This window comes from Dyella sp. NPDC103356, assembly GCF_055584465.1.
In genome coordinates this window covers 476,578-497,334 of sequence record NZ_JBVJLZ010000003.1, presented here as the reverse complement: position 1 = coordinate 497,334, position 20,757 = coordinate 476,578, and the positions used below count along the sequence as shown (strand labels likewise).

Sequence of the window (20,757 nt, the reverse complement as noted above, 5' to 3'; positions counted from 1 at the left end):
GTCGCCAAAGGGCCTATAGGGCGCGTGGCGGGGCATTGTTAGAATGCAGTGCCAAGGAGCCCACTATGACTTCCCTTCGCCTCGATCGCGCCAGGGCGGCGCACGAGATCGGCGCCACGATTCGTCTGGCGCTACCCCTGATCACTGCGCAATTGGCCGCCGTCGGCACCAACGCGGTCGATGCGGTGCTGGCCGGCCATGTCAGCGCGCATGTGCTTGGTGCGGTGGCCGTCGGCACCAGTATCTGGGCGCTGGCGATCGTCAGTGGCATTGGCATGATGATGGCCGTGCCGCCTTCGGTATCGCAGCTCGATGGCGCCGGTCGCCGCGCGGAGATCGGCGCGGTATTCCGTCAGGCGTTGTGGCTGGCCATAGGCATGGGCGTGTTGCTGTGGTTTGCGGTACGGCACGCCGGGCCGCTGATCGGCATGATCGGCGTTGCGCCGGGCCTGCGTCACGACGTGAGCGAATTCCTGTATGCCATCAGCTGGGGCGCGCCCGCGTTGACCTGCTATTTCGCGCTACGCGGTTTGTCCGAAGGCCTGTCGCTTACGCGCCCTTCGATGTACTTCAGCCTGGGTGGGCTGATGATTCTCGCGCCGCTTGGCTACGTGTTGATGTTCGGCAAGTTCGGCATCCCGCCACAGGGTGCGCGCGGTTGCGGTATCGCGACCGCCCTGGTGCTGTGGCTGGAAATGCTGGGTTTCGCTTTCTATATCTCACGTCATCGCAACTATCGCGGCTTGAACCTGGGCGAGCATTTCGATCCGCCGCGCCTGCACAAGCTTGGCGAGCTGATCAAGATCGGCTTGCCTATGGCGATCACGTTGCTGGCCGAAGGCGGCTTGTTCGTCGGGGTAGCGCTGCTGATCGGTTCATTGGGCGAGGACATTGTCGCCGGCCATCAGGTGGCGCTGAATATCGCCTCGTTGTTCTTCATGATTCCGCTCGGCCTGGCCATGGCCATCACCGTGCGCGTCGGCAATGCGGTCGGGCGCGGCGATGCGATCGGCGTGCGCTATGCCGGCTTCTGCGGCATCGGCCTTACCCTGGTCACCCAGTTGTTTTCAGCGGGGGTGATGCTGAGCCTGCCGCATTTCATTGCATCGCTGTATACGCATGACACTACGGTGATTGCGCTGGCGGCGCAGCTGATCGTGCTGGCGGGATTTTTCCAATTCTCCGATGGCATCCAGGTTGCCTCCAATGGTGCTTTGAGGGGCCTGAAAGACACTCGCGTACCCATGGCGATCACCCTGTTCGCCTATTGGGTCATCGGCATGCCAGTCGGCTGGTGGTTGGGTTTTCACCAGCAGATGGGCGCACGGGGCATGTGGATGGGCTTGATTGCGGGCCTGAGCGTTGCGGCCTTGCTGCTGTTTGCCCGTTTCTGGCGCGGCGCCGCGCGCGAGGCATGGCGGAGCCGGCCCGATCGCGAGATGGCTTCAACCATTCACTGAAGCGGCGCCCACATCTCGCTATCGCTTCCCGAGTTTTCGTCGGAGCGACTTCCGTCGCGCCCGCATTAAAGAGCGGGCGCTGTCTCAAATGTCCTTGATATTGACTTAAAACTATTCCGAATTATTCGTTCCTGGCTCGGAAAGCTCCACTTTTAGGGCAAGTTTTATATATCGATCTTCCGGGGATGCCTAGGATGGACTCACGCCTCGGAGCGAATCGGGGCGCACGCGATAAGGCACGCCAGGTGGCGGCCACAGCAAAGCCCAGGGGGTCATGACGCAAGGCGTCAACGACTGGGGCAACCGGATACGGAGAACAACTTCAAACGCGCGATCTGCTGCGCGGCGGAGAAGTGCGGTCCGGACAAACGCATCGCGTAACCACCCATTCAAACCTGCGCACTGGAGTCCTCGTATGAACACCATCTATCGCATCGTGTGGAACGCGGCTACCGGCAAATGGATCGTCGCTTCGGAACTGGCCAAGGGCCGCAAAAAGAAGTCCGCTGCGAAGGTCGCCGTGCTGGCGCTGGCCCTGGCGGGCCTGAGCGCGCCGGTCGCGTTTGCGGCCGACACCGATTCACAGGATCAGACTGAAAAAGTCGACGAAGGCAAGAGCGACACGATCACCCCGTTCTATGCGATTGGAGGCGGCGACGACGGTGGCCGCGCCGACAACGTTGCCATCGGTAGCAGTGCAGCCACGCTCAGCCAGAATTCGGTAGCTATCGGCAGCAATGCCATTGCCAATAACGTCGCCAACGTGGCGATCGGCTGGGGCGCCAACACGACCGGCTCCAACGCGGTCTCCCTGGGCTACAACGCGACCGCCAATGGCAATTATGCGATATCGCTGGGCGGTGGCTCGACGGCCTCGGCCGGGCGTGCGACCGCGTTGGGCACAGATACCGTCGCGAGCGGCGCGAACAGCACCGCCTTGGGTAATGCTGCAAAGTCGCAGGGTAGCCTTTCGGTTGCCGTCGGCAACAGCGCCGCTACGTCGACCGCGGCGAATTCTGCCGTGGCCGTCGGCAGCAATGCCTCGGTGACCGACACGGGAACCAACAGCGTCGCGCTTGGCCACGCCAGCGTAGCCAACCGTGCGAACACTATCTCCGTCGGCGCCTTCGGTAGCGAGCGCCAGATCGTCAACGTCGCGGCCGGCACGGCCGATACGGATGCGGCGAACGTCGCCCAGCTCAAGGGCACGGCCGAAAGCGTCGCCGATATTATCGGTGGCGGCGCGACTGTCGGCGCGGATGGAACGATTACCGCGCCCCGTTACAGCGTGGGCGGCACGACCGTCAACAATGTCGGTGACGCGATCAGCAATATCGATGGGCGCGTAACCAAGAACACGGGTGATATCGTCACCGTTCAGAACAACCTGACGGCCGCTACGCGTTACTTCAAAGCCAGCGGCAAGAACGACGGTACCGACGATGCTGTAGCCGGTACCAATTCCGTGGCCGCGGGTCCGAGCGCCTCGGCCAGAGGTAATGGTGCGGTTGCCATGGGTTCGGGTGCTGCGGCGAACTACAACAATGCCATCGCGATCGGCGCCGGCGCATCCATCACGGGGTCCACCGGCGGTTACGACGGCAGGACCAGCCTGGCGATCGGCGGAAATGCCACTGCGGCTGGGCAAAACACGGTCGTGCTCGGCTATGGCGCGAGCGCTAATAGCCTCAATGCTAGTGGCACGGCGGGGTCGACTGCCATCGGCGCGAATGCCACCGCCAACGCCTGGAATGCGACCGCATTGGGTTATGGCGCAGCTGCAAGCAATGACGTTACTACGGCGGTCGGTCGCTCCTCGGCGGCATCGGGCGCTCGTTCAACCGCCATTGGCGGCAACTCGTCGGCAACGGCAAGCTACGGCGTGGCCTTGGGCTATGGCTCTGCCGCCACTCGCGCTAATAGCGTAGCGGTGGGCAACGCCACCTTGCAGCGTCAGATCACCTCCGTAGCCGCAGGTACGCAGAACACGGATGCGGTGAACGTATCGCAGCTTCAGTCGGTAGTGGGCGGTTTGGGAGGCGGTGCGTCCATCAACCCGACCACCGGTGCAGTAACCGGCCCGACGTACAGCGTTGGCGGCACCGATGTGTACAACGTTGGCGACGCGATCAGCAATATGGATAGCCGTGTGATTCAAAATGCGGGCGACATCGTTAATGTTCAGAACGATCTGACCGCGGCGACGCGTTACTTCAAGGCCGATGGCCTGAACGACGGCACCGACGACGCGGTGGCATCCGGTTGGCTGTCCGTGGGCATGGGCCCGGGATCGGCTGCGACCAGCGCGCGAAGCATCGCCATCGGCTCGGGTGCGCAGGCAACGACCAACGAGGGCACGATCGCCATCGGCGCCAATAGCCGGGCGACCGGCGAGAACTCGGTTGCCTTGGGCTACGGCTCCGAGGCCGATCGTGACAACGTGGTGTCGATCGGCTGGGGCATGGGCGGTAACGGTACGCGTCAGCTCATCAATGTCGCCAACGGTACGGAAAATGCCGATGCGGTGAACGTGCAGCAGCTCAAGCCGATGATCGCGGCCCTGGGCGGCGGCGCGGCGATGAATGGCAGCGGTGTCGTGACCGGCCCGCAGTACACCGTGGCCGATCTGGACAACGGTGGTGACAAGACCGTCGATAACGTGGGCGATGCGCTGGGCCAACTCAATGCCAACACGGTCCAGCTCGATGGCCGCGTGACCAAGAACGAAGGCGATATCGTCACCATCGGCGACCGCGTCAGCAGCGCCGAGACCAACATCACCAACCTCGACGGCCGCGTGACCAAGAACGAAAGCAGTATCGTCGACATCCGTAACGAGCTGGGCAGCGGCTCGCTTGGCCTGGTGCAGCAGGATGCGACGTCGCGCGACATCACGGTGGCGGCGGATACGGACGGTGGCCGGGTGAACTTCGCCGGCACGGACGGCGCGCGCAAACTGGCGGGCGTGGCCGACGGCGAACTGTCATCGACGAGCGACGAGGCGGTGAACGGCTCGCAGCTGTTCGCGACGAATGAGCGCGTGACCAAGAACGAGGGCGATATCGTCACCATCGGCGACCGTGTGAGCAGCGCCGAGACCAACATCACCAATCTCGACGGCCGCGTCACCAAGAACGAAAGCAGCATCGTCGATATTCGCAACGAGCTGGGTAGCGGCTCGCTTGGCCTGGTCCAGCAGGATGCGACGTCGCGCGACATCGCGGTGGCCGCCGGTACGGACGGTGGCCGGGTGAACTTCACCGGCACGGACGGCGCGCGCAAGCTGGCGGGCGTGGCCGATGGCGAACTGTCGGCGACGAGCGACGAGGCGGTGAACGGCTCACAGCTGTTCGCGACGAATGAGCGCGTGACCAAGAACGAAAGCGACATCGTCACCATCGGCGACCGTGTCAGCAGCGCCGAGACCAACATCACCAACCTCGACGGCCGCGTTACCCAGAACGAGGGCGACATCGTCACCATCGGCAACCGCGTGACCAGCAACGAGACCAATATCACCAACCTCGACGGTCGCGTAACCAAGAACGAAGGCGACATCGTCAATCTTGGCGATCGCATCAGCAACGGCTCGGTGGGCCTGGTCCAGCAGGCCGGCGCGAGCGCGGCGGTCACCGTGGCGGCGGCAACCGGCGGCGGCATCGTCGACTTCACAGGTACCGATGGCACGCGTCAGCTCAAGGGCGTATCCGAAGGTAGCAACGACACCGATGCGGTCAACGTGGCGCAGCTGCGCAACGAGCTTGGCAAGGCCAGCGCCGGCGACACGCGTTACTTCAAGGCCAATGGCGCCAACGACGGCACCGACGATGCCGCTGCCACCGGCGACAAAGCCGTGGCGATCGGCGCGAATGCCAGGACGGGTGGCGACGGTGCGGTGGCGCTGGGTTCCGACGCGGAAGCGAAGTTTGCCGGCAGCGTCGCGGTGGGTGAAGGTGCTGCAGCGACCTATGCCAACGCTGTCGCGATCGGCGCGCAGTCGAGCGCAGCTTCGACGACGGCGGTGGCCCTGGGCGCATCGGCCAAGGCAATGAATACCAACGACACCGCGATTGGCTCGGGTGCGCAGGCCAACCTGAATTCCACCTCGGTGGGCCAGGGCACTACGGCCGTCAACGGCAGCACCGCCGTGGGCCAGGGCGCAACGGCGCTGGCTGCCAATTCGGTGGCTCTGGGCAATGGCGCCTATGCCAATCGTGCGAACTCCGTCTCGGTCGGCTCGGCCGGCAATGAACGCCAGATCGTCAACGTGGCCGACGGTACGGAAGACACCGATGCGGTGAACGTGCGGCAGCTGAAGTCGTCCGGCCTGATCGGCGACGATGGCAGCCTGATGGATGCAGTGGTGTATGACGCCGGTTCCAGCCGCGGCTCGATCACCCTCGGCGGCGTCGCCGGTACGACCATCACTAACGTGATGGCCGGTCTGGTCGCGCCGGGCAGCATGGATGCGATCAATGGCAGCCAGCTGTGGGGCGTGCAGGATCAGATCAACAAGCTGGGCGACCGCGTCACGACGATCGAGAACGGCAGCGTCGGCGGCACGCCTCCGACCGATGAGCTCAAGCCGAGTGAGGGCATCCCGCACTTCGCTTCGAACGGCGACGCCAACAAGCCGGCGACGGCGACGGGTGGTTCCAGCGTGGCGGCCGGCGAAGGCGCGGCAGCGGTGGGCAACAACAGCACGGCAATCGGTGCTGGCGCGAGCGCGACGGGCAACAACTCGGTGGCGATTGGTGCCGGCTCGGTAGCCGATGCCGACAACACGGTATCGGTCGGTTCGGCAGGCAACGAGCGCAGGATCACCAACGTTGCCGCCGGTACGCAGCGCACGGACGCCGCCAATGTCGGCCAGCTGCAGGACGCGATGAGCAACCTGCAGGACTGGACGCAAGGCCAGGTCAACGGCTTGTCCAAGAAGGTCGACAACGTGCAGCGTCAGGCCAACCGTGGTATCGCGGCCTCGGCTGCCCTGGTCAACAACATGCCGTATCTGCCGGGCAAGGTCACATTGAACGCAGGCGTGGCGGCTTACCGTGGCCAGAGCGCGCTGGGTGTGGGTGTCTCGCGCTGGAACGACAGCGGTCGTTTCAACGTGAATGCAGGTATCTCCGCTGCGCAGGGCGATGCTCCTATCTTCCGCGTCGGCGTGGGCGTAGTGCTGGGCGACTGAAACAGATAGCCCACATCTGGATTCGGCTTTTTCGGAATCCAGGTTTTCATTGGCCCGGGAGTCATGACTCCCGGGTCTTTTTTTGCGTGCCGTTGCTTACCAGACGACCTTGTGTCCAAGAAAATCACGCATCAGCCTTGCGATCTCATCGTTGGCTTCGTCCAGCGCGAAGTGGCCGCCTTCCAGCAGATGTATCTCGGCGTTTGGCACATCCCGTTTATAGGCGAGCGCACCGGCGACCGAGAAGTTGGGATCGTATTTGCCCCAGGTCACCAGCACGGGTGGTTGATGCTTGCGCAGGTAAGCCTGCCAGGAAGGATAAGCCGCAACGTTGGTGCGGTAGTCATAGAAAAGATCGGATTGAATGTCGTGCTGTCCGGGTTGGTTGAGGAACGCATACTCATCCGTCCACAGATCGGGATCGTAGCGTTCCGGATGCGGCGATGAGCCGACATGACGCCTGCGTGTCAATTCAAGTGAAAAGCCGGCGCGGATGCGGCTTTCGTGGCTTGTCCGGTCTTTCCAGAATGCGCGGATCTTGTCCCACGATGGGGTCTCCAGTCCCTCTTCGTGCGCGACCGCATTCTGCACGATCAGCGCTTTGACACGTTCGGGGTGCGCCAGCGCCAGCCGATAACCGACCGGGGCGCCGAAATCACTCATGTAGATGGCGTAGTTGTTCAAGCCAAGCATGCTTGTGAACGCGCCTATCTGTGCGGCGAGGTTGTCGAACGTGTAGTTGTATGCGGATGCGCTTGGCATGTCGCTATGGCCAAAACCGATATAGTCCGGCGCGACCAGGTGGTATCGATCGGCAAGCAATGGCATCAGGCGTTCAAACATCCGCGACGATGATGGAAAGCCATGCAGCAGCAGGATGGTCGGCGCGTCGCGCGAGCCCGCCTCACGATAGAAAACCCGATGACCGTCGACATTCACCTGGTGGTAGCTGATCCCGGTGGGGGCCGCGGACGATGCCGATAGTGGCACTGCCATCAACAAGGCAACGGGAAAAATCAGCGAGCGTAGGAAAGTCATGCATATCTCCTTATGGCATGGTGCCGTTCGTGGCATGGGCATTGGCTCGGCCGTGCTCAGATGATGCTCGATCGATCGCGGACGCAAATAGTGCGATACGTCCGGAATGAATGCCCGATCGACGGTGATCATTCGTTCTTCCAGGCTCGCTCTGTCTGGGAAAAGCTCAGGTGGCAGGGATTGGATTTCCCGCTGGTGGCAAAGCCCGATGTCGGGCGCCGCGGCGCCCTCCTGGGTTGCGGTCTACAAGGCATGGTGTCCTACCCGTCGGCCGAGCAATCGTGCACGGGTCGAATGAGCGGCCGGCCCTGATCGAGCCGCCCGGGCCGTCGAACGCCAGCCCCCGGGGCGGCGTGCTGAATGGACATGACCCGTAGGGGGTAAACCGTTACGCTAGCGCTGTACTTTCGAGGATTTCCCCAGCATGGCTTCGCAGCGTCAACCCGGTTTCTGGAACTTTCTGTGCTCGTTCGGGCGCGGGGTCAATATTGTCCGCCTGGTCATCGTGAACTTGGTGTTCTTTCCGCTGCTGTTTATCGTGCTGCTGATTATCGCCAGCATGATCATCGGTAGCCGCGCCGAGCGCGTCGCCGACAATTCGGTGCTGGTGATCAAGCCGGAAGGTCAGATCGTTGAACAGTCCAGCCTGAGCCCGGTGCAGCGCGTGCTGGCGGGCATGTCGGGGGATGCGCCCAAGCAGATCCAGTTGCGCGATATCGTCGGCTCGATCGATGCCGCGGCCAAAGACAGCCGCATCACCCGGATTCTGCTGCTGCCCGATCACCTGCAGGCTGGCGGCTTTGCCGCCTTGCATGAAGTGGGGGCTGCGCTCGATCGCTTTCGCGCCGCCGGCAAGCCAGTCGTCGTCTGGGGCGCGAATCTGGACCAGGGGCAGTATTACCTCGCCGCACATGCCGACCGGGTGCTGATCGATCCGCAAGGCGGCGTGATGTTGATGGGTCTGGCCAACTACCGGCTGTTCTACAAGGACCTGCTCGACAAGCTCGGCGTGGATGTGCACCTGTTCCGCGTCGGTCAGTTCAAGAGCGCGGCCGAACCGTACATCCTCGATCACGCATCGCCCGAATCGAAAGAGGCCGACGGTTTCTGGATGGGCGGCCTGTGGGACGAGTATCTCGCCGAGGTGGCCAAGCTGCGCAAGATCGATGTCGCGCAACTGCGCAGCGACATCAACGGCCTGCCCGATGCGATCGCCAAGGCGCACGGCGACCTGGGCCAGCTGTCGCTGGACCAGCACCTGGTCGATGGCCTTGCCACCCGGGATGAACTCGAAGACATGATGCGCAAGGAGGGCGTGCCGGCCGAGAAAAACGGCCATGGCTTCCGCCAGGTGAGCCTGGCGAGCTATGTCACGACCTTGCCCGATCCGAATGAGCAGACTGGTGGTGGTGTTTCCGTGGTGGTGGCCGAAGGTGAGATCACCGCGGGCAAGCAGCCGCCAGGCCAGATCGGCGGCGAGTCCACCGCGGCATTGATTCGTGCCGCGCGCGAAAGCCGCAAGACCAAGGCGCTGGTGCTGCGCGTCAATTCCCCGGGCGGTGAAGTCTATGCCGCCGAGCAGATTCGCCGTGAAGTCGAGTTGACCAAGCAGGCCGGCATTCCGGTGGTGGTGTCGATGGGTGACGTGGCCGCCAGCGGCGGTTACTGGATTTCGATGAATGCCGATCGCATCTACGCCGAGCCGAACACGATCACCGGTTCGATCGGCATTTTCGGCATGTATTTCAGCGTGCCGGGCACGCTCGACAAGATCGGCGTGAAGAGCGATGGCGTGGCGACCGGTCCCTTGGCCGGCGCTTTCGACATCAGCCGGCCGCTCGATCCGAAGGTGGGTGCGGTCATCCAGTCGATCATCGACAAGGGCTATCACGACTTCGTCGGCAACGTGGCCAAGGCACGCGGCAAGGATTACGAGGCGATCAATGCGATTGCCCAGGGTCGCGTATGGACCGGCCAGCAGGCACTGGAGCGTGGGTTGGTCGACCAGATGGGTGGCTTGGGCGACGCGATCGCCGATGCCGCAAATCGCGCCAAGCTCGGCAAGGATTACCCGGTACGTTACGTCGAGACCGCTACCGGCGCGTTCGAGCAATTCCTTGCCGGCCTCAACGACAACGCCATGATCCAGGTGGCACAGAATGTTGGCGTGCGCCTGCCGCCGTGGCTGGCGCAACTGCCGAAGATGGCGCCGGAGTTGAGCCTCTTGCGCAACGCGCAGTCAGGGCGTCCGAATGTTTACGCGTACTGCTTTTGCGTGCCGCACTGAATAAGGTCGTGGTGCGACCAGTCGTGACGTAATCGCGGAAGCTATTCCCGCAAACGCCGTTCGCTTTTAAAGCTGTGCGGCGTAATAGCCGTCACGCGTGTCCACCGAAACGTCCATGCCGAACAGTTGGCTGAGGGCGTGGCCGCTTAGTAGTTGCTGCTTGTTGCCATCGGCGAACAGCCGTCCCTGTTGCAGCATGACCACACGGTCGATTTCCGGCAGGATTTCCTCGATGTGGTGCGTTACCAGCAACAAGGTGGTGCCCTGTCGTGCGAGGCCGCGCAGGGTTTCCAGGAAATGCCTGCGTGCCGCAGGATCCAGGCCGGCGCACGGTTCGTCCAGCAACAGCGCGCGTGGCTGATGGGTCAACGCACGCGCAATCAGCACGCGCCTTGCCTCGCCGGTCGAGAGACTGGCCATCTGACGACCCGCCAGATGATCGGCGCCGATCAGTTGCAAGGCCTCCATGGCACGCTCGCGCATCGCCGGCATCACCTGGTGATCCAGGCCCAGTCCACGTGCGGCGAAGAAGCTCGATACCACGGCATCGAATACTTCCAGCGGCGTTTCGCTGGTGTAGTCCAGCTGCAGCGCGGGAGACACGATGCCAAGCAGCTTGCGTAGCTCACTGACATGCCAGCGCTCGCGGCCGTAGATATGCACATGCGACGAGCCGTCATCACGCGCCAGCGGGTATAGCTGGCGCGTGATGAGCTTGACCAGGGTGGACTTGCCCGATCCGTTCGGACCCAGGATCGCCGTGTGCTGGCCCTGTGCAATGGCCAGAGCGGGCAGGTCGATCAGGACGCGATCGCCGCGGATCACGGTCGCGTTATGAATATCCAGTAGCGGCGTCGCCGAATGAATCGCGGGCGCGGGAGACAGGTTCACTGGTCGGCCGCGTCCAGGGCTTTGCGTTCGCGCTCGGCCTGCGCGTCGCTGGCTTTCTGCACGTCCTTGGCCTTTTGTTCGGCTTTTTTCATGTCGTCCCAGGGCGTGGCTACACGTTGTTGCGGCGCCTGAGGCTGGGGCGGTTTGCCCGAGCAGGCGGCGAGGACGAGCATGCACAGCACTATGGCCGTCCGTTTCATCGGTGGGGTATCCGTAACGGGAAGACAGGTCTGGCAGTGTCACGCCGCGGGCCGGTACGCGCAAGCGTCGCGGAGGCGTTAAACTGCGACGCCATGAACAATCGTATCGATGCCTGGCAACTGCAAGGCCATACCGCGCTGATCACCGGCGCCAGCAAGGGCATCGGCTATGCCGCCGCCCGTGAACTGGCGGCCCTGGGCGCCAACCTGTTATTGGTCGCGCGCGACGAGGATCACCTCGAACAAGTGCGGGTCGAGCTGGCCGACGACTTCGACACGATCGACGTGCTCGCCTTCGGCGCCGATGTGAGCGACCACGAAGATCGCCTGGCGGTGTTCGACTGGATTGCCGACCTGGGCGCACCATTGTCGCTGCTGATTAATAACGCGGGCGGCAACAAACCCGGTGCGACGCTCGGCTACGACGAGGGCGAGTATCGCGCGATCTTCGAGCAGAACCTGTTTTCGGCGTTCGAGATGTGCCGCCTCGCGCATCCGCAATTGGTGCAGCATGCGAATGCCGCGATCGTGAACGTCGGCTCGGTATCGGGCGTGACCCATGTGCGCACGGGTTCGCCTTATGGCATGAGCAAGGCCGCGTTGCATCAGCTCACACGCAATCTTGCCGCGGAATGGGCGGTCGATGGGATCCGGGTCAATGCGGTAGCGCCGTGGTACATCCGCACGCAGCGCTCGGAGCCGGCATTGGCGAACGAGGATTACCTGGACGAAGTGCTCGACCGCACGCCGCTGCGCCGTATCGGCGAGCCAGAGGAGGTCGCCGCTGCCATCGCGTTCCTGTGCCTGCCTGCTGCCAGTTACATCACCGGCCAGGTGTTGGCGGTCGACGGCGGGTTCCTCAACTACGGCTTCTAAGCAGCTTAACTATTTTCTGGGAGCGACTTCAGTCGCGACGTCATGATGGATCGCGGCTGAAGGGAGCTTCAAAAAAATCTCGGCTTTTACAGTCATCCCGGCGAAGGTCGGAAGAGCTTTACAACAGCGAAGCTGGTCATCCATTCCTCAGTTGCCGCTTGTCAGCCAGCCTGTGGCAGGCATCAGCGCCGAGGAATGGGTTCCGGCCTTCGCCGGAATGACGAATAGGGAGGGCTTTTAGAGGTTCACTGAAGTCGCCTCTGCATATGAAAGGCTTTCGGTTCTCTCTACTCGGTCGATGCCAGGTTTTTGGAGATTGCCTGCCGCCACCAATTCCTCTGCGCTGTTTTTTCGGCGTGCTGCGAGTCAAAGAGAATTTCTTCGGCGCAACATGAAAAATCATCGTGCTTGCAAGCCATCAAACAACGGAAAGACTGTGGTTACATACGCCGCTTTCCGTAGGGTCAATCTGATCGATCTTACGACCGGTTTTGTAATTGAACTGCAAGATGGATGCCTACATGGCAAGGATGCCCGCACACTGTCTATTTATATGGCTAGCCCTTTGGCTCGGAACGATGCCTGTTGTGATGGCGACAGCCGCACGGTATTCCGATATCGCGCCACTCCCCGATGGAGCATGGCTACCCATTCACAAACAGGGTGCGTCCTGGTCTGACCACATTTACTACGCCAGCATCGACGACGCCATCAACGAAGCGGTTCGTGCCATATGTGCCAAAGAGCCGCATGAAACCTGCAACCTGCTGGATGTGAATGATCAAACCCAAGGGTCCTCCCTTGGCGGAGTGGAACTGTTACGGACCCTGACCCTCAGGGTGTGGGTGACTCGCGATGAGGGTCGCATAGGCTATGGTGTGTTCGAACGGCTGTACCCGGTTTTTTCTTGTCCGCTCAACTATGCGCTGGCTCATTATTACGGGTTCTATCCCAATCGTGCCCTGTATACCTCAGGTAAACTGGTACGCTGTGTCTACGCGGATAGCGTGCCGGTTGCATCATCGTTGGGCAGCAATGCAACGGATGGGCGCCTGATGGCAAGCTGCCCCGCCAGTGGCGAACAATGGCTGGGCAACCCGATCGATGCCGCCACCGGCAACAAGTTCGAAGTGGCGACGGACTTCGAAAGTGCAGCCGCGCCGGAGATCACGTTGCAGCGCTTCTACAATAGCGGCGCCGGAGCCTCGGCTACGGGTTCGGCACCCTATACGATCGCGCCGCCAACGGCGCGGCTGGGTGCTCGATGGCGCGCTAGCTTCGATCGCTCACTGGAGCCGTCGCAGTATTACGACGAGGACAGCCGTAGTTATTTGCCCGGCCTTTATCTGCACCGCGAAGATGGTAAGTCGCTGTTCTTTCGTCGACAGGGCGACATCTTTCGCTCCAGCAACGGGGATGACGGTACAGTCCACATCTCGGCTCAAGGCGGGTGGCGTTACGAACAGGCCGATGGACGCCAGGAACAATACGACGAGCAGGGTTTGCTGGTTGAGCGTCGCGAACGCTCCGGGCGCATTACAAAAATCCATTATGAGGATGTACTAACGCCATCCGGTAAGGCGGAGCGTCGACTGGCCGAGGTCGTTGATGCTCAAGGGCGCAGCCTTCATTTTTCCTATGACGATGCCGGCCGCATGGTCAGCGCCGAGCTGCCAGACGGGCACGCGGTGCGCTACGAGTACGACGACAGCCTTCTGGAGCCGCGCGAGGCCAATCTTATCGGCGTGACCTACGCCGATGGCAGCCGAGTCGGCTACGTCTATAACGAAGGCTTCAGCGGCTCCAACGCCAACCATCACTTCCTCACCGGCATCGTCGATGGCAACGGCAGCCGATATGCCACATTCACCTACACCTACTCTGGTGAGGCGTTGTCTACCGAGCACGCGGGTGGTACGCAGCGCTTCCGCTTGGGCCAGAACAGCAATGGCAGGCGCACGGTCACGTTGCCCGATGGAAAAAATGTCACTTACCGTTTCGCGCAGGTGCAAGGCATGTCGCGCCTTGTCTCGCGCGAGCAGCCATCCGGCGCTGGTTGCCCCTCCGCTACGTCGCAGGTCGCCTATAACGACGACGGCACGCTTGCCAGTCGCACCGCCATGGATGGCCGTCTGACCACCTACCGCTACGACGCGCAGCAGCGTGAGATCGAGCGCACCGAAGCCAATGGCACGGCCGTCGCGCGCACCGTGCGGACGCAGTGGGACGACCGCCACCGTTTGCCGACGCGCATTGACGAAGACGGCCGCTGGCAAACCTTTCGTTATGACGATGGCGGGCGCGTCATCGAGCATCAGCTCGGCGGCAGCAGCGACACGGCCACGCCCGGTGCGTCCGCAGCGCCGCAGGTGCGTATCTGGCGCCATCGCTATCGCGACGACGGCCGTCTGCAGGAGATCGACGGGCCGCGCAAGGACGTACACGACGTAACCCGCCTGGAGTATTTCGATGCGGATGCGCCGGGCTGTCAGGCCAGCCCGTCGGACTGCGGCTGGCGACGCGGCGACCTGCGCCAAACGACCCTGCCAGAAGGCCAGGTCACCGAGATCCTGCGTTACGACGGTGCGGGTCGTGTCACGGCGCTGCGTGATGGCAACGGCACGCGCACCGATATCGAGTACGATGCGCGTGGTCGGCGAACCGCGACACACCTGCGCGCACGCGCCGATGGTGCGCCATCGTCGGAAGACCTGACCTACCGCATTGCTTATGACGGAGCCGGCAACGCGGTGGGCGTTACCGATCCGGACGGCGTGCGCCTGACCCTTCGCTATGACGCGGCCCATCGACTGATCGGCATCGATGATGCACAGGGCAATCGCATCGATTTCACCCTGGATACCGCCGGGCATCGCACGACCGAAGCGATCCATGATGCGCAGAACACGTTGCGCTATCGGATCGAACGCAGTTTCGACGCCCTGGGTCGCATGCAGACCCAGACGGACGCCCTCGGACAGCGCAGCAGCTACACCTATGACGCCCTGGGCCGCCCGACCGGCAGCACCGATCCGCTCAACCGCAGCCTGTCCATCCGTTACGACGCCCTGGGGCGCGCCATCGAAGAGGTGCGCGACGCCCGTGGCATCAAGGCAACGGTCGGCACGGCCTACGATGCGCTGGGCCGGACCGGCGCCATCGTCGATCCCAAGCAACTACCCACGGTGTATCTCAACAACGGCCTGGGCGACACGCTCGGCATCGCGAGCCCCGATACGGGTGAGACGTTGCAAGGCCACGACGCCGCGGGCAATCTCGTCTGGCGCATGACCGCGGATAATCACCGGCGCAGCTATCTCTACGACGCGGCCAACCGGTTGACCAACGATACCGGCAGCGACGGTCTCGTTTACCGTTATGACAGCCCATCGGACGCATGTCCTGCCGACGAGTCCCACACGCGTGGGCAACTGGCCGGCGCCACCGATCCCAGCGGCCATACCGAGTATTGCTACGACCGTTTTGGCCGTGTAGTGCGCAAGCGTCAGACCGCCAGCAAGCTCGCGCTTACCGTGCGTTATGCCTATACCAAGGCCGGTCGTCCTGCCGCCATCACCTATCCGGACGGTAGCGTGGTCCGTTATACGTACAACGCGTTGGGTCAGCCGACGGGTGTGGAGATCGATCAGCCGGGACAGGGTACGCAAACCATCCTCTCGAAGGTCACCTCATCGCCGTTTGGTGGTATCACCGGCTGGACCACCGGTGGCGGCCGATCCCTGGTGCGCCGCTTCGACGAAGCCGGCCGCATCGTGGATATCCGTGACGGCCGCCCCGATGGCCTGGCGCTGGGATATAGCTATGACGCCGCCGGCCAATTGACCGGCCTGGACGTGGCCGGCACCGCCATGCGTTACAGCTACGACGGCCTGGGCCGGCTGCTCGAAACCTATCAGGGCGAGACCTTGCGACAGCGCTACGCCTACGACGCCACCGGTAACCGCTTGAGTCTCACCGACGATAGCGGCACTCATGCCTATCGCTACCCCGAGGACAGTCATCGTCTATTGGCGCATGGAGCCACTGAGCAGGGCTACGACGGGGCTGGCCATCTGGTAGCGCGCGGCCCGTTGAACTTCGCGTATAACAGCCGCGGCCGGCTTACCACCGTGCTGTCCCGAGGCGGCGTCAGCGCCACCTACGATTACAACGCCTTCGGCGAACGTGTCAGCCGCCGGGTCGGCAACTTCACTACGGTCAGCGTCTACGACGAAGACGGCCGCTGGCTGAGCGACTACGCCAGCGACGGCCGGCTGCTCCAGCAGGCGGTATGGCTTGGCGATCTGCCTGTGGCGGTGCTGGCCGACGGCAAGATCTACGACATCGAGCCCGACCATCTGGGCACGCCGCGTGTGGTGATCGAACGCGAGCGCGACACGGCGGTATGGGCGTGGCCGATGACCGGCGAAGTCTTCGGCGATCATAAGCCCAACAACGACGTGGACGGCGACGGGCGGCGATTCACGCTTGATCTACGCTTCCCGGGGCAGCGCTACGACTCTATGAGCGGCCTCTTCTACAACTACTTCCGCGACTACGATCCGAAAGTGGGGCGGTATGTACAGAGTGATCCGATCGGGTTGGCGGGTGGGGTGAGTACGTATGCCTATGTAGATGCAAATCCCCTCCGTTATGTAGATCCCTTAGGCCTAACGAAGTGGAACGTGGGATTATTTATGATAGGCGGTCAGACGCCCTTAGGGACGTATGGGTACGGTCATTTTGTTGCGACCTCTGAATGCGTCAATGGCGAATATAGTAGCGCGGATGGAAATATAGTATTTGGTGCTGAAACGGCTGGTACTCCGTTTGGAATGTCTGGGTCATTTTATGACATAGACGATCATATTCCTGGGAATACAGATGCTTCTGTCCTTGATGGACCGTTTGTCTATCAAGGTGGTGATTTTGCGCTGGGAGTTGGATACGGGGTGAGCAGGATTCGTTTGGGGAGTGCATTATCCTCAGGCTACGCTGGGGGCTGGGAAGGTGGTCTCGGGTTGTCCTTGGGTGTGCTCGGCGGGAAATCTTTTGTGACGAAATCGATAAGAAATAGATGTCGTTGTGCACTTCCATGAATATTGTGTTCTTGCTGTCGTGGCTGTGCCTCGTGATTATTAGTACATCTTTCCTGATTTCTTTCGCAAGATTAGTGTTTATGCTTAGAGAGACTTATCCATCTATTTATGAAGATATGGGTAGGCCGTCTGCTTGGCCTTATCAGGCCGGTTTTATTTGGAGGCTGCTGAAATGCCATGGTGACATTTCACTTGATGACATGAAACTTGTAAGGATGACGGTGATTCTTATGGTTGCGAACTATATGAGTACGCTTCTTGTCATGGGGCTTGGCGTATTAACATAATAGTTAATGAGTATGAGGTGGTTCCGTGGCGCTCCGGCTTCTTCTGCCGCGTGCTGCGACTACGATCCGAAAGTGGGGCGGTATGTGCAGAGTGATCCGATCGGTTGACGATGGCATTCCGGACAACACATATCCGTCTGCTTTAAATGGATTGTTTGTTCATCAGGGTGCTAGCGCTGCTTTTGGTGCGGGCTATAGCATAAGTGGCCTGCAGCTGGGCGCTGCAGTATCGGGTGGCCTTCCTGAGAGTTTTGGCATTGGCCTAGGAATAGGCATCGCAGCAGATTTCGGTCGTTCAGTGGTAACTCAATCTACTCAAACAGCCTCTGGCTATCCATGAGTTCGACGCAGATATTTGTACTACTTTGGGCGCTAGGCTTGGTTCTCGCGATTGCCTTTGCCATAACAGCATCAAGGTTGATATTCAGGCTTCGCGAGTTATATCCCGCTATATATTTGAAAGTGGGGAGCCCGCGTGCCTTCTCGCGCACGACTGATTTCTTATGGCGGCTCCGTCGCTTTGACGTGGAGCTTGCTCCCAAGGACAAATCCTTGGTCAAGATATCTATTACTCTACTTTTCTTATCCTGGACTATCGCGATGGCCGGCATCGTCTGCGCTATCTTTCCGAATTAGCGAGAACTTAAACTACTTCCGCGACTACGATCCGAAAGTGGCGCGGTATGCGCAGGCTGATCCTATCGCTCATATCGAGTGATCTGGGTACGCGTCTCATGATGATTGAGCACTTCTGCGATAGGGCCGTACGGGCTTGGCTGGCTCAGACCGCCGGGTCAAGGTAGTCAGCCATTGCAGTTAGTCAGCTGCGACAGCAACTGGGCCTCGCGTTTTTCTAGCGGTGGCTGGTCGCTCTTGAATGCTCGTTGCAGCTTGTGTTCGACATCGTCGTAGGCATCGCGCAGCGCGTTGCAGGTTTCGCTGAAACTCAGTGGCCGGCATTGATCCTGGACCCAGACGAAGTTATTGCCGACCAGGTTCGGGTTGGTCTTGCTCCGATTTAGCTCGGGCGCGGATGCGCCGCCGCCACCGCCTGGGCCATAGACCTGCGACAAGGATCGAGGCGCCGCGCCAAGGATGCCGAAGGGCACCAGGTAAGGCTGCGGATCGCCGTTCTCGCTGATATAGCTCTTGCCGTCGGTCGCCTTGAGACAGACGAACATCGCTGGCAGTGGCGCTGCAGGTAGGGATGGCCTGGGGGCGGGCGGCGTTGCCGGCGCCGGTGTGCTCGTGTCGGATGTGCTCGCCGGCGCTGGGGCGGGGCCGAGATCCTGCGGCAGGTCGAGCATTTCCTGCCGCTGGCCTTTGGCGCATGGTGCATCCTGATAGACCACTGCACCGTTTCCCGCGGTGCACTTATAGGCAGCCCCCGCCATGGCGGGGGCTGGTATCAGCAACATCAGGAAAAAAAGCCGCCGCATCAAAAGTCCGCGACATGTTCCTCGGCGGCGAATCCCAGCGCGACCGCGCCTTCGCCGACGTTGACCATGCCGGTGATGCTCATCGGCGACTCCATCAGGGCGACGCCGCATTCTTCACACGCGGCCTTGAGTCGGTCGTAACCCGGTAGCTTGGCCAGCTCCGCCGGGTCGCCGCCGAAACTCAGACATACCGCCGGGACCAGCAGGCCGGCATGCACGCGTTGCGCGGCGTAATTGAACAGCGTCTCGGCGCCGTGCTCGAAGCCGCGTACCTTGCCCACGGGCGAAGTGTCGCCGCGATAGGCGCGGATCAGCGGCTTGATATCCAGCGCCGAACCGAGCATGGCGCTGAACAGCCCGACGCTGCGATCGCCTTTTTTCTTGGCACGCGCACGCAGGTAATAGAGGTCGCGCGGCAGCATGTAACCGTAGGAGTTGTTGGCGACATGGGTCAGGCGCTCGCGGATCGCCGCGGGCGCTTCACCGGCGGCGATCAGTCGCGTGGCTTCGACGATGGTCGGCGCGGATCCGGCGAACAGGTTGCGCGTATCGATTACCCGCATCAGGAACGGGCCGGAAATACCGGCTTTCTCGCGTACCTCACGGTAATGCTTGAGCACCGCAAAGCTGGCCTTGATCACATGATCGTTGATCGGGCTGCGCGTGGCGGTGATGGTCAGGCAGAACACGCAGTCGTGTTCGAGCACCAGCTTTTCGAGAAACAACTGCTGCACTTCTTCGACCGAACAGGGTTCGGTTTCGGCCGAGTGGCTGCGGCTGCCGAGTTTGTGTTCGATAAAACGGGTGAGTTCGACCGGGTTGCGGTCGTCCATGAAGACTTCGCGGTCGACCCGCACCGTGATCGGCATGACGTGAATGCCATGCTCCTGCAAGAACGCCTGTGGCAGATCGCAGGCCGCGTCGATGGCCAGACCCATGCGCATCGGTGATCCCCTTTCTGTTGTGGGGCGGAACATAGCACGCTAAGGACGGCTTGCCGACACATCGCATGGCCTACGAGTGATTCCCGGGTTTGGGGCGCCGGCCCCGCGCCGGTTATGATGCAGCCACTTTTGGCATTCTGCCGGCGTGGCGTCGCCGGTAACGCATGGTCTTAGGGTGACCGTGCTTCGACCTTCAGGGGTCTTATGAAAAACAAGCAGGACATCGTCAGCAACTGGCTGCCGCGTTATACAGGTACCGCGCTGGAGGACTTCGGCCAGCACATTTTATTGACCAATTTCGGCCACTATGTCGACCTGTTCGCGCAGTGGCACGGCGTGGAAGTCAAAGGCCGTGACCGGCCCATGCCCAATGCAACGGCCGATGGCATCACCCTGATCAATTTCGGCATGGGCAGCCCCAATGCGGCGACCGTGATGGATCTGCTCAGTGCGGTCGGGCCGCAGGCTGCCCTGTTCCTGGGCAAATGCGGCGGTCTGAAGAAAAAGAACGCGATCGGCGACCTGGTGCTGCCGATCGCGGCGATCCGTGGCGAAGGCACCTCGAACGATTACCAACTGCCGGAAGTGCCTGCGTTGCCGGCGTTCCAGCTGCAGCGCGCGGTATCGACGATGATCCGCGATCTGGGGCACGACTACTGGACCGGCACCGTCTACACCACCAATCGCCGCGTGTGGGAACACGACGACGCCTTCAAGGCCTACTTGCGGCGCACGCGCGCGATGGCGATCGATATGGAGACGGCAACGATCTTTTCGGCCGGCTTCGCCAACAGCATTCCCTGTGGTGCGCTATTGCTGGTGTCCGATCAACCGATGATCCCCGAAGGCATCAAGACCGAGCTCAGCGACCGCAGCGTTACCGCTAATTTCGTCGAGTCGCATATCAAGATCGGCATCGAGGCATTGAAGCTGGTGCGCCGCAACGGCCGCAGCGTGAAACACCTTCGCTTCGAAGACGACGCCGGCGAGATTTAAGGCCGCGCAAAGAAAAGGCCGCCGGAGAACCGGCGGCCAAGGTTTTGGG

At 61.8% G+C, this 20,757-nt stretch carries 11 protein-coding genes; 6 read left to right on the top strand and 5 right to left on the bottom strand.

Going from position 1 to position 20,757, the window contains the following annotated elements; all coding sequences use genetic code 11:
- The first annotated feature begins 65 nt into the window (after positions 1 to 65).
- Positions 66 to 1,460, top strand: a complete 1,395-nt coding sequence (locus tag ACZ6WW_RS09075) for an MATE family efflux transporter (RefSeq protein WP_465273907.1) — start codon at positions 66 to 68, stop codon at positions 1,458 to 1,460.
- Positions 1,461 to 1,875: 415 nt separating this feature from the next.
- Positions 1,876 to 6,651, top strand: a complete 4,776-nt coding sequence (locus ACZ6WW_RS09070; RefSeq protein WP_465273906.1) for an ESPR-type extended signal peptide-containing protein — start codon at positions 1,876 to 1,878, stop codon at positions 6,649 to 6,651.
- Between the two features lie 96 nt (positions 6,652 to 6,747).
- Here ACZ6WW_RS09070 and ACZ6WW_RS09065 read toward each other — a convergent pair whose 3' ends face one another.
- A complete protein-coding gene (locus tag ACZ6WW_RS09065) occupies positions 6,748 to 7,689 on the bottom strand; it encodes an alpha/beta fold hydrolase (protein ID WP_465273905.1) in 942 nt (313 codons plus the stop codon).
- 424 nt (positions 7,690 to 8,113) lie between these two features.
- Between ACZ6WW_RS09065 and sppA the strand changes: the two genes are divergently transcribed.
- The gene (gene sppA / locus ACZ6WW_RS09060; RefSeq protein ID WP_465273904.1) at positions 8,114 to 9,976 is read left to right on the top strand and encodes a signal peptide peptidase SppA; all 1,863 of its coding nucleotides are present in this window, start codon (positions 8,114 to 8,116) and stop codon (positions 9,974 to 9,976) included.
- 66 nt (positions 9,977 to 10,042) lie between these two features.
- Here sppA and ACZ6WW_RS09055 read toward each other — a convergent pair whose 3' ends face one another.
- Together ACZ6WW_RS09055 and ACZ6WW_RS09050 are read right to left on the bottom strand one after the other, a co-directional pair.
- Positions 10,043 to 10,867, bottom strand: coding sequence for an ABC transporter ATP-binding protein (locus ACZ6WW_RS09055; RefSeq protein WP_465273903.1), 825 nt, complete (start codon positions 10,865 to 10,867; stop codon positions 10,043 to 10,045).
- The gene (locus tag ACZ6WW_RS09050) at positions 10,864 to 11,067 is read right to left on the bottom strand and encodes a hypothetical protein (protein WP_465273902.1); all 204 of its coding nucleotides are present in this window, start codon (positions 11,065 to 11,067) and stop codon (positions 10,864 to 10,866) included. The genes ACZ6WW_RS09055 and ACZ6WW_RS09050 overlap by 4 nt, the downstream gene beginning before the upstream one ends.
- A gap of 93 nt (positions 11,068 to 11,160) precedes the next feature.
- Here ACZ6WW_RS09050 and ACZ6WW_RS09045 point away from each other — a divergent pair, with 93 nt between their 5' ends.
- Together ACZ6WW_RS09045 and ACZ6WW_RS09040 are read left to right on the top strand one after the other, a co-directional pair.
- On the top strand, positions 11,161 to 11,943 hold the full coding sequence (locus ACZ6WW_RS09045; RefSeq protein ID WP_465273901.1) for an SDR family oxidoreductase: 783 nt from the start codon (positions 11,161 to 11,163) through the stop codon (positions 11,941 to 11,943).
- Positions 11,944 to 12,533: 590 nt separating this feature from the next.
- A complete protein-coding gene (locus ACZ6WW_RS09040) occupies positions 12,534 to 17,042 on the top strand; it encodes an RHS repeat-associated core domain-containing protein (protein ID WP_465273900.1) in 4,509 nt (1,502 codons plus the stop codon).
- Between the two features lie 1,090 nt (positions 17,043 to 18,132).
- On the opposite strand, the gene ACZ6WW_RS09035 is transcribed toward ACZ6WW_RS09040, so the two are convergent.
- Together ACZ6WW_RS09035 and ACZ6WW_RS09030 are read right to left on the bottom strand one after the other, a co-directional pair.
- A complete protein-coding gene (locus ACZ6WW_RS09035) occupies positions 18,133 to 18,768 on the bottom strand; it encodes a DUF4124 domain-containing protein (RefSeq protein ID WP_465273899.1) in 636 nt (211 codons plus the stop codon).
- On the bottom strand, positions 18,768 to 19,712 hold the full coding sequence (locus ACZ6WW_RS09030; protein WP_281850590.1) for a DegV family protein: 945 nt from the start codon (positions 19,710 to 19,712) through the stop codon (positions 18,768 to 18,770). The genes ACZ6WW_RS09035 and ACZ6WW_RS09030 overlap by 1 nt, the downstream gene beginning before the upstream one ends.
- Before the next feature lie 204 nt (positions 19,713 to 19,916).
- Between ACZ6WW_RS09030 and ACZ6WW_RS09025 the strand changes: the two genes are divergently transcribed.
- Positions 19,917 to 20,708 (top strand): AMP nucleosidase, encoded by a 792-nt coding sequence (locus ACZ6WW_RS09025; protein ID WP_281850589.1) that lies wholly within the window; start codon positions 19,917 to 19,919, stop codon positions 20,706 to 20,708.
- The last annotated feature ends 49 nt before the right edge of the window (positions 20,709 to 20,757 follow it).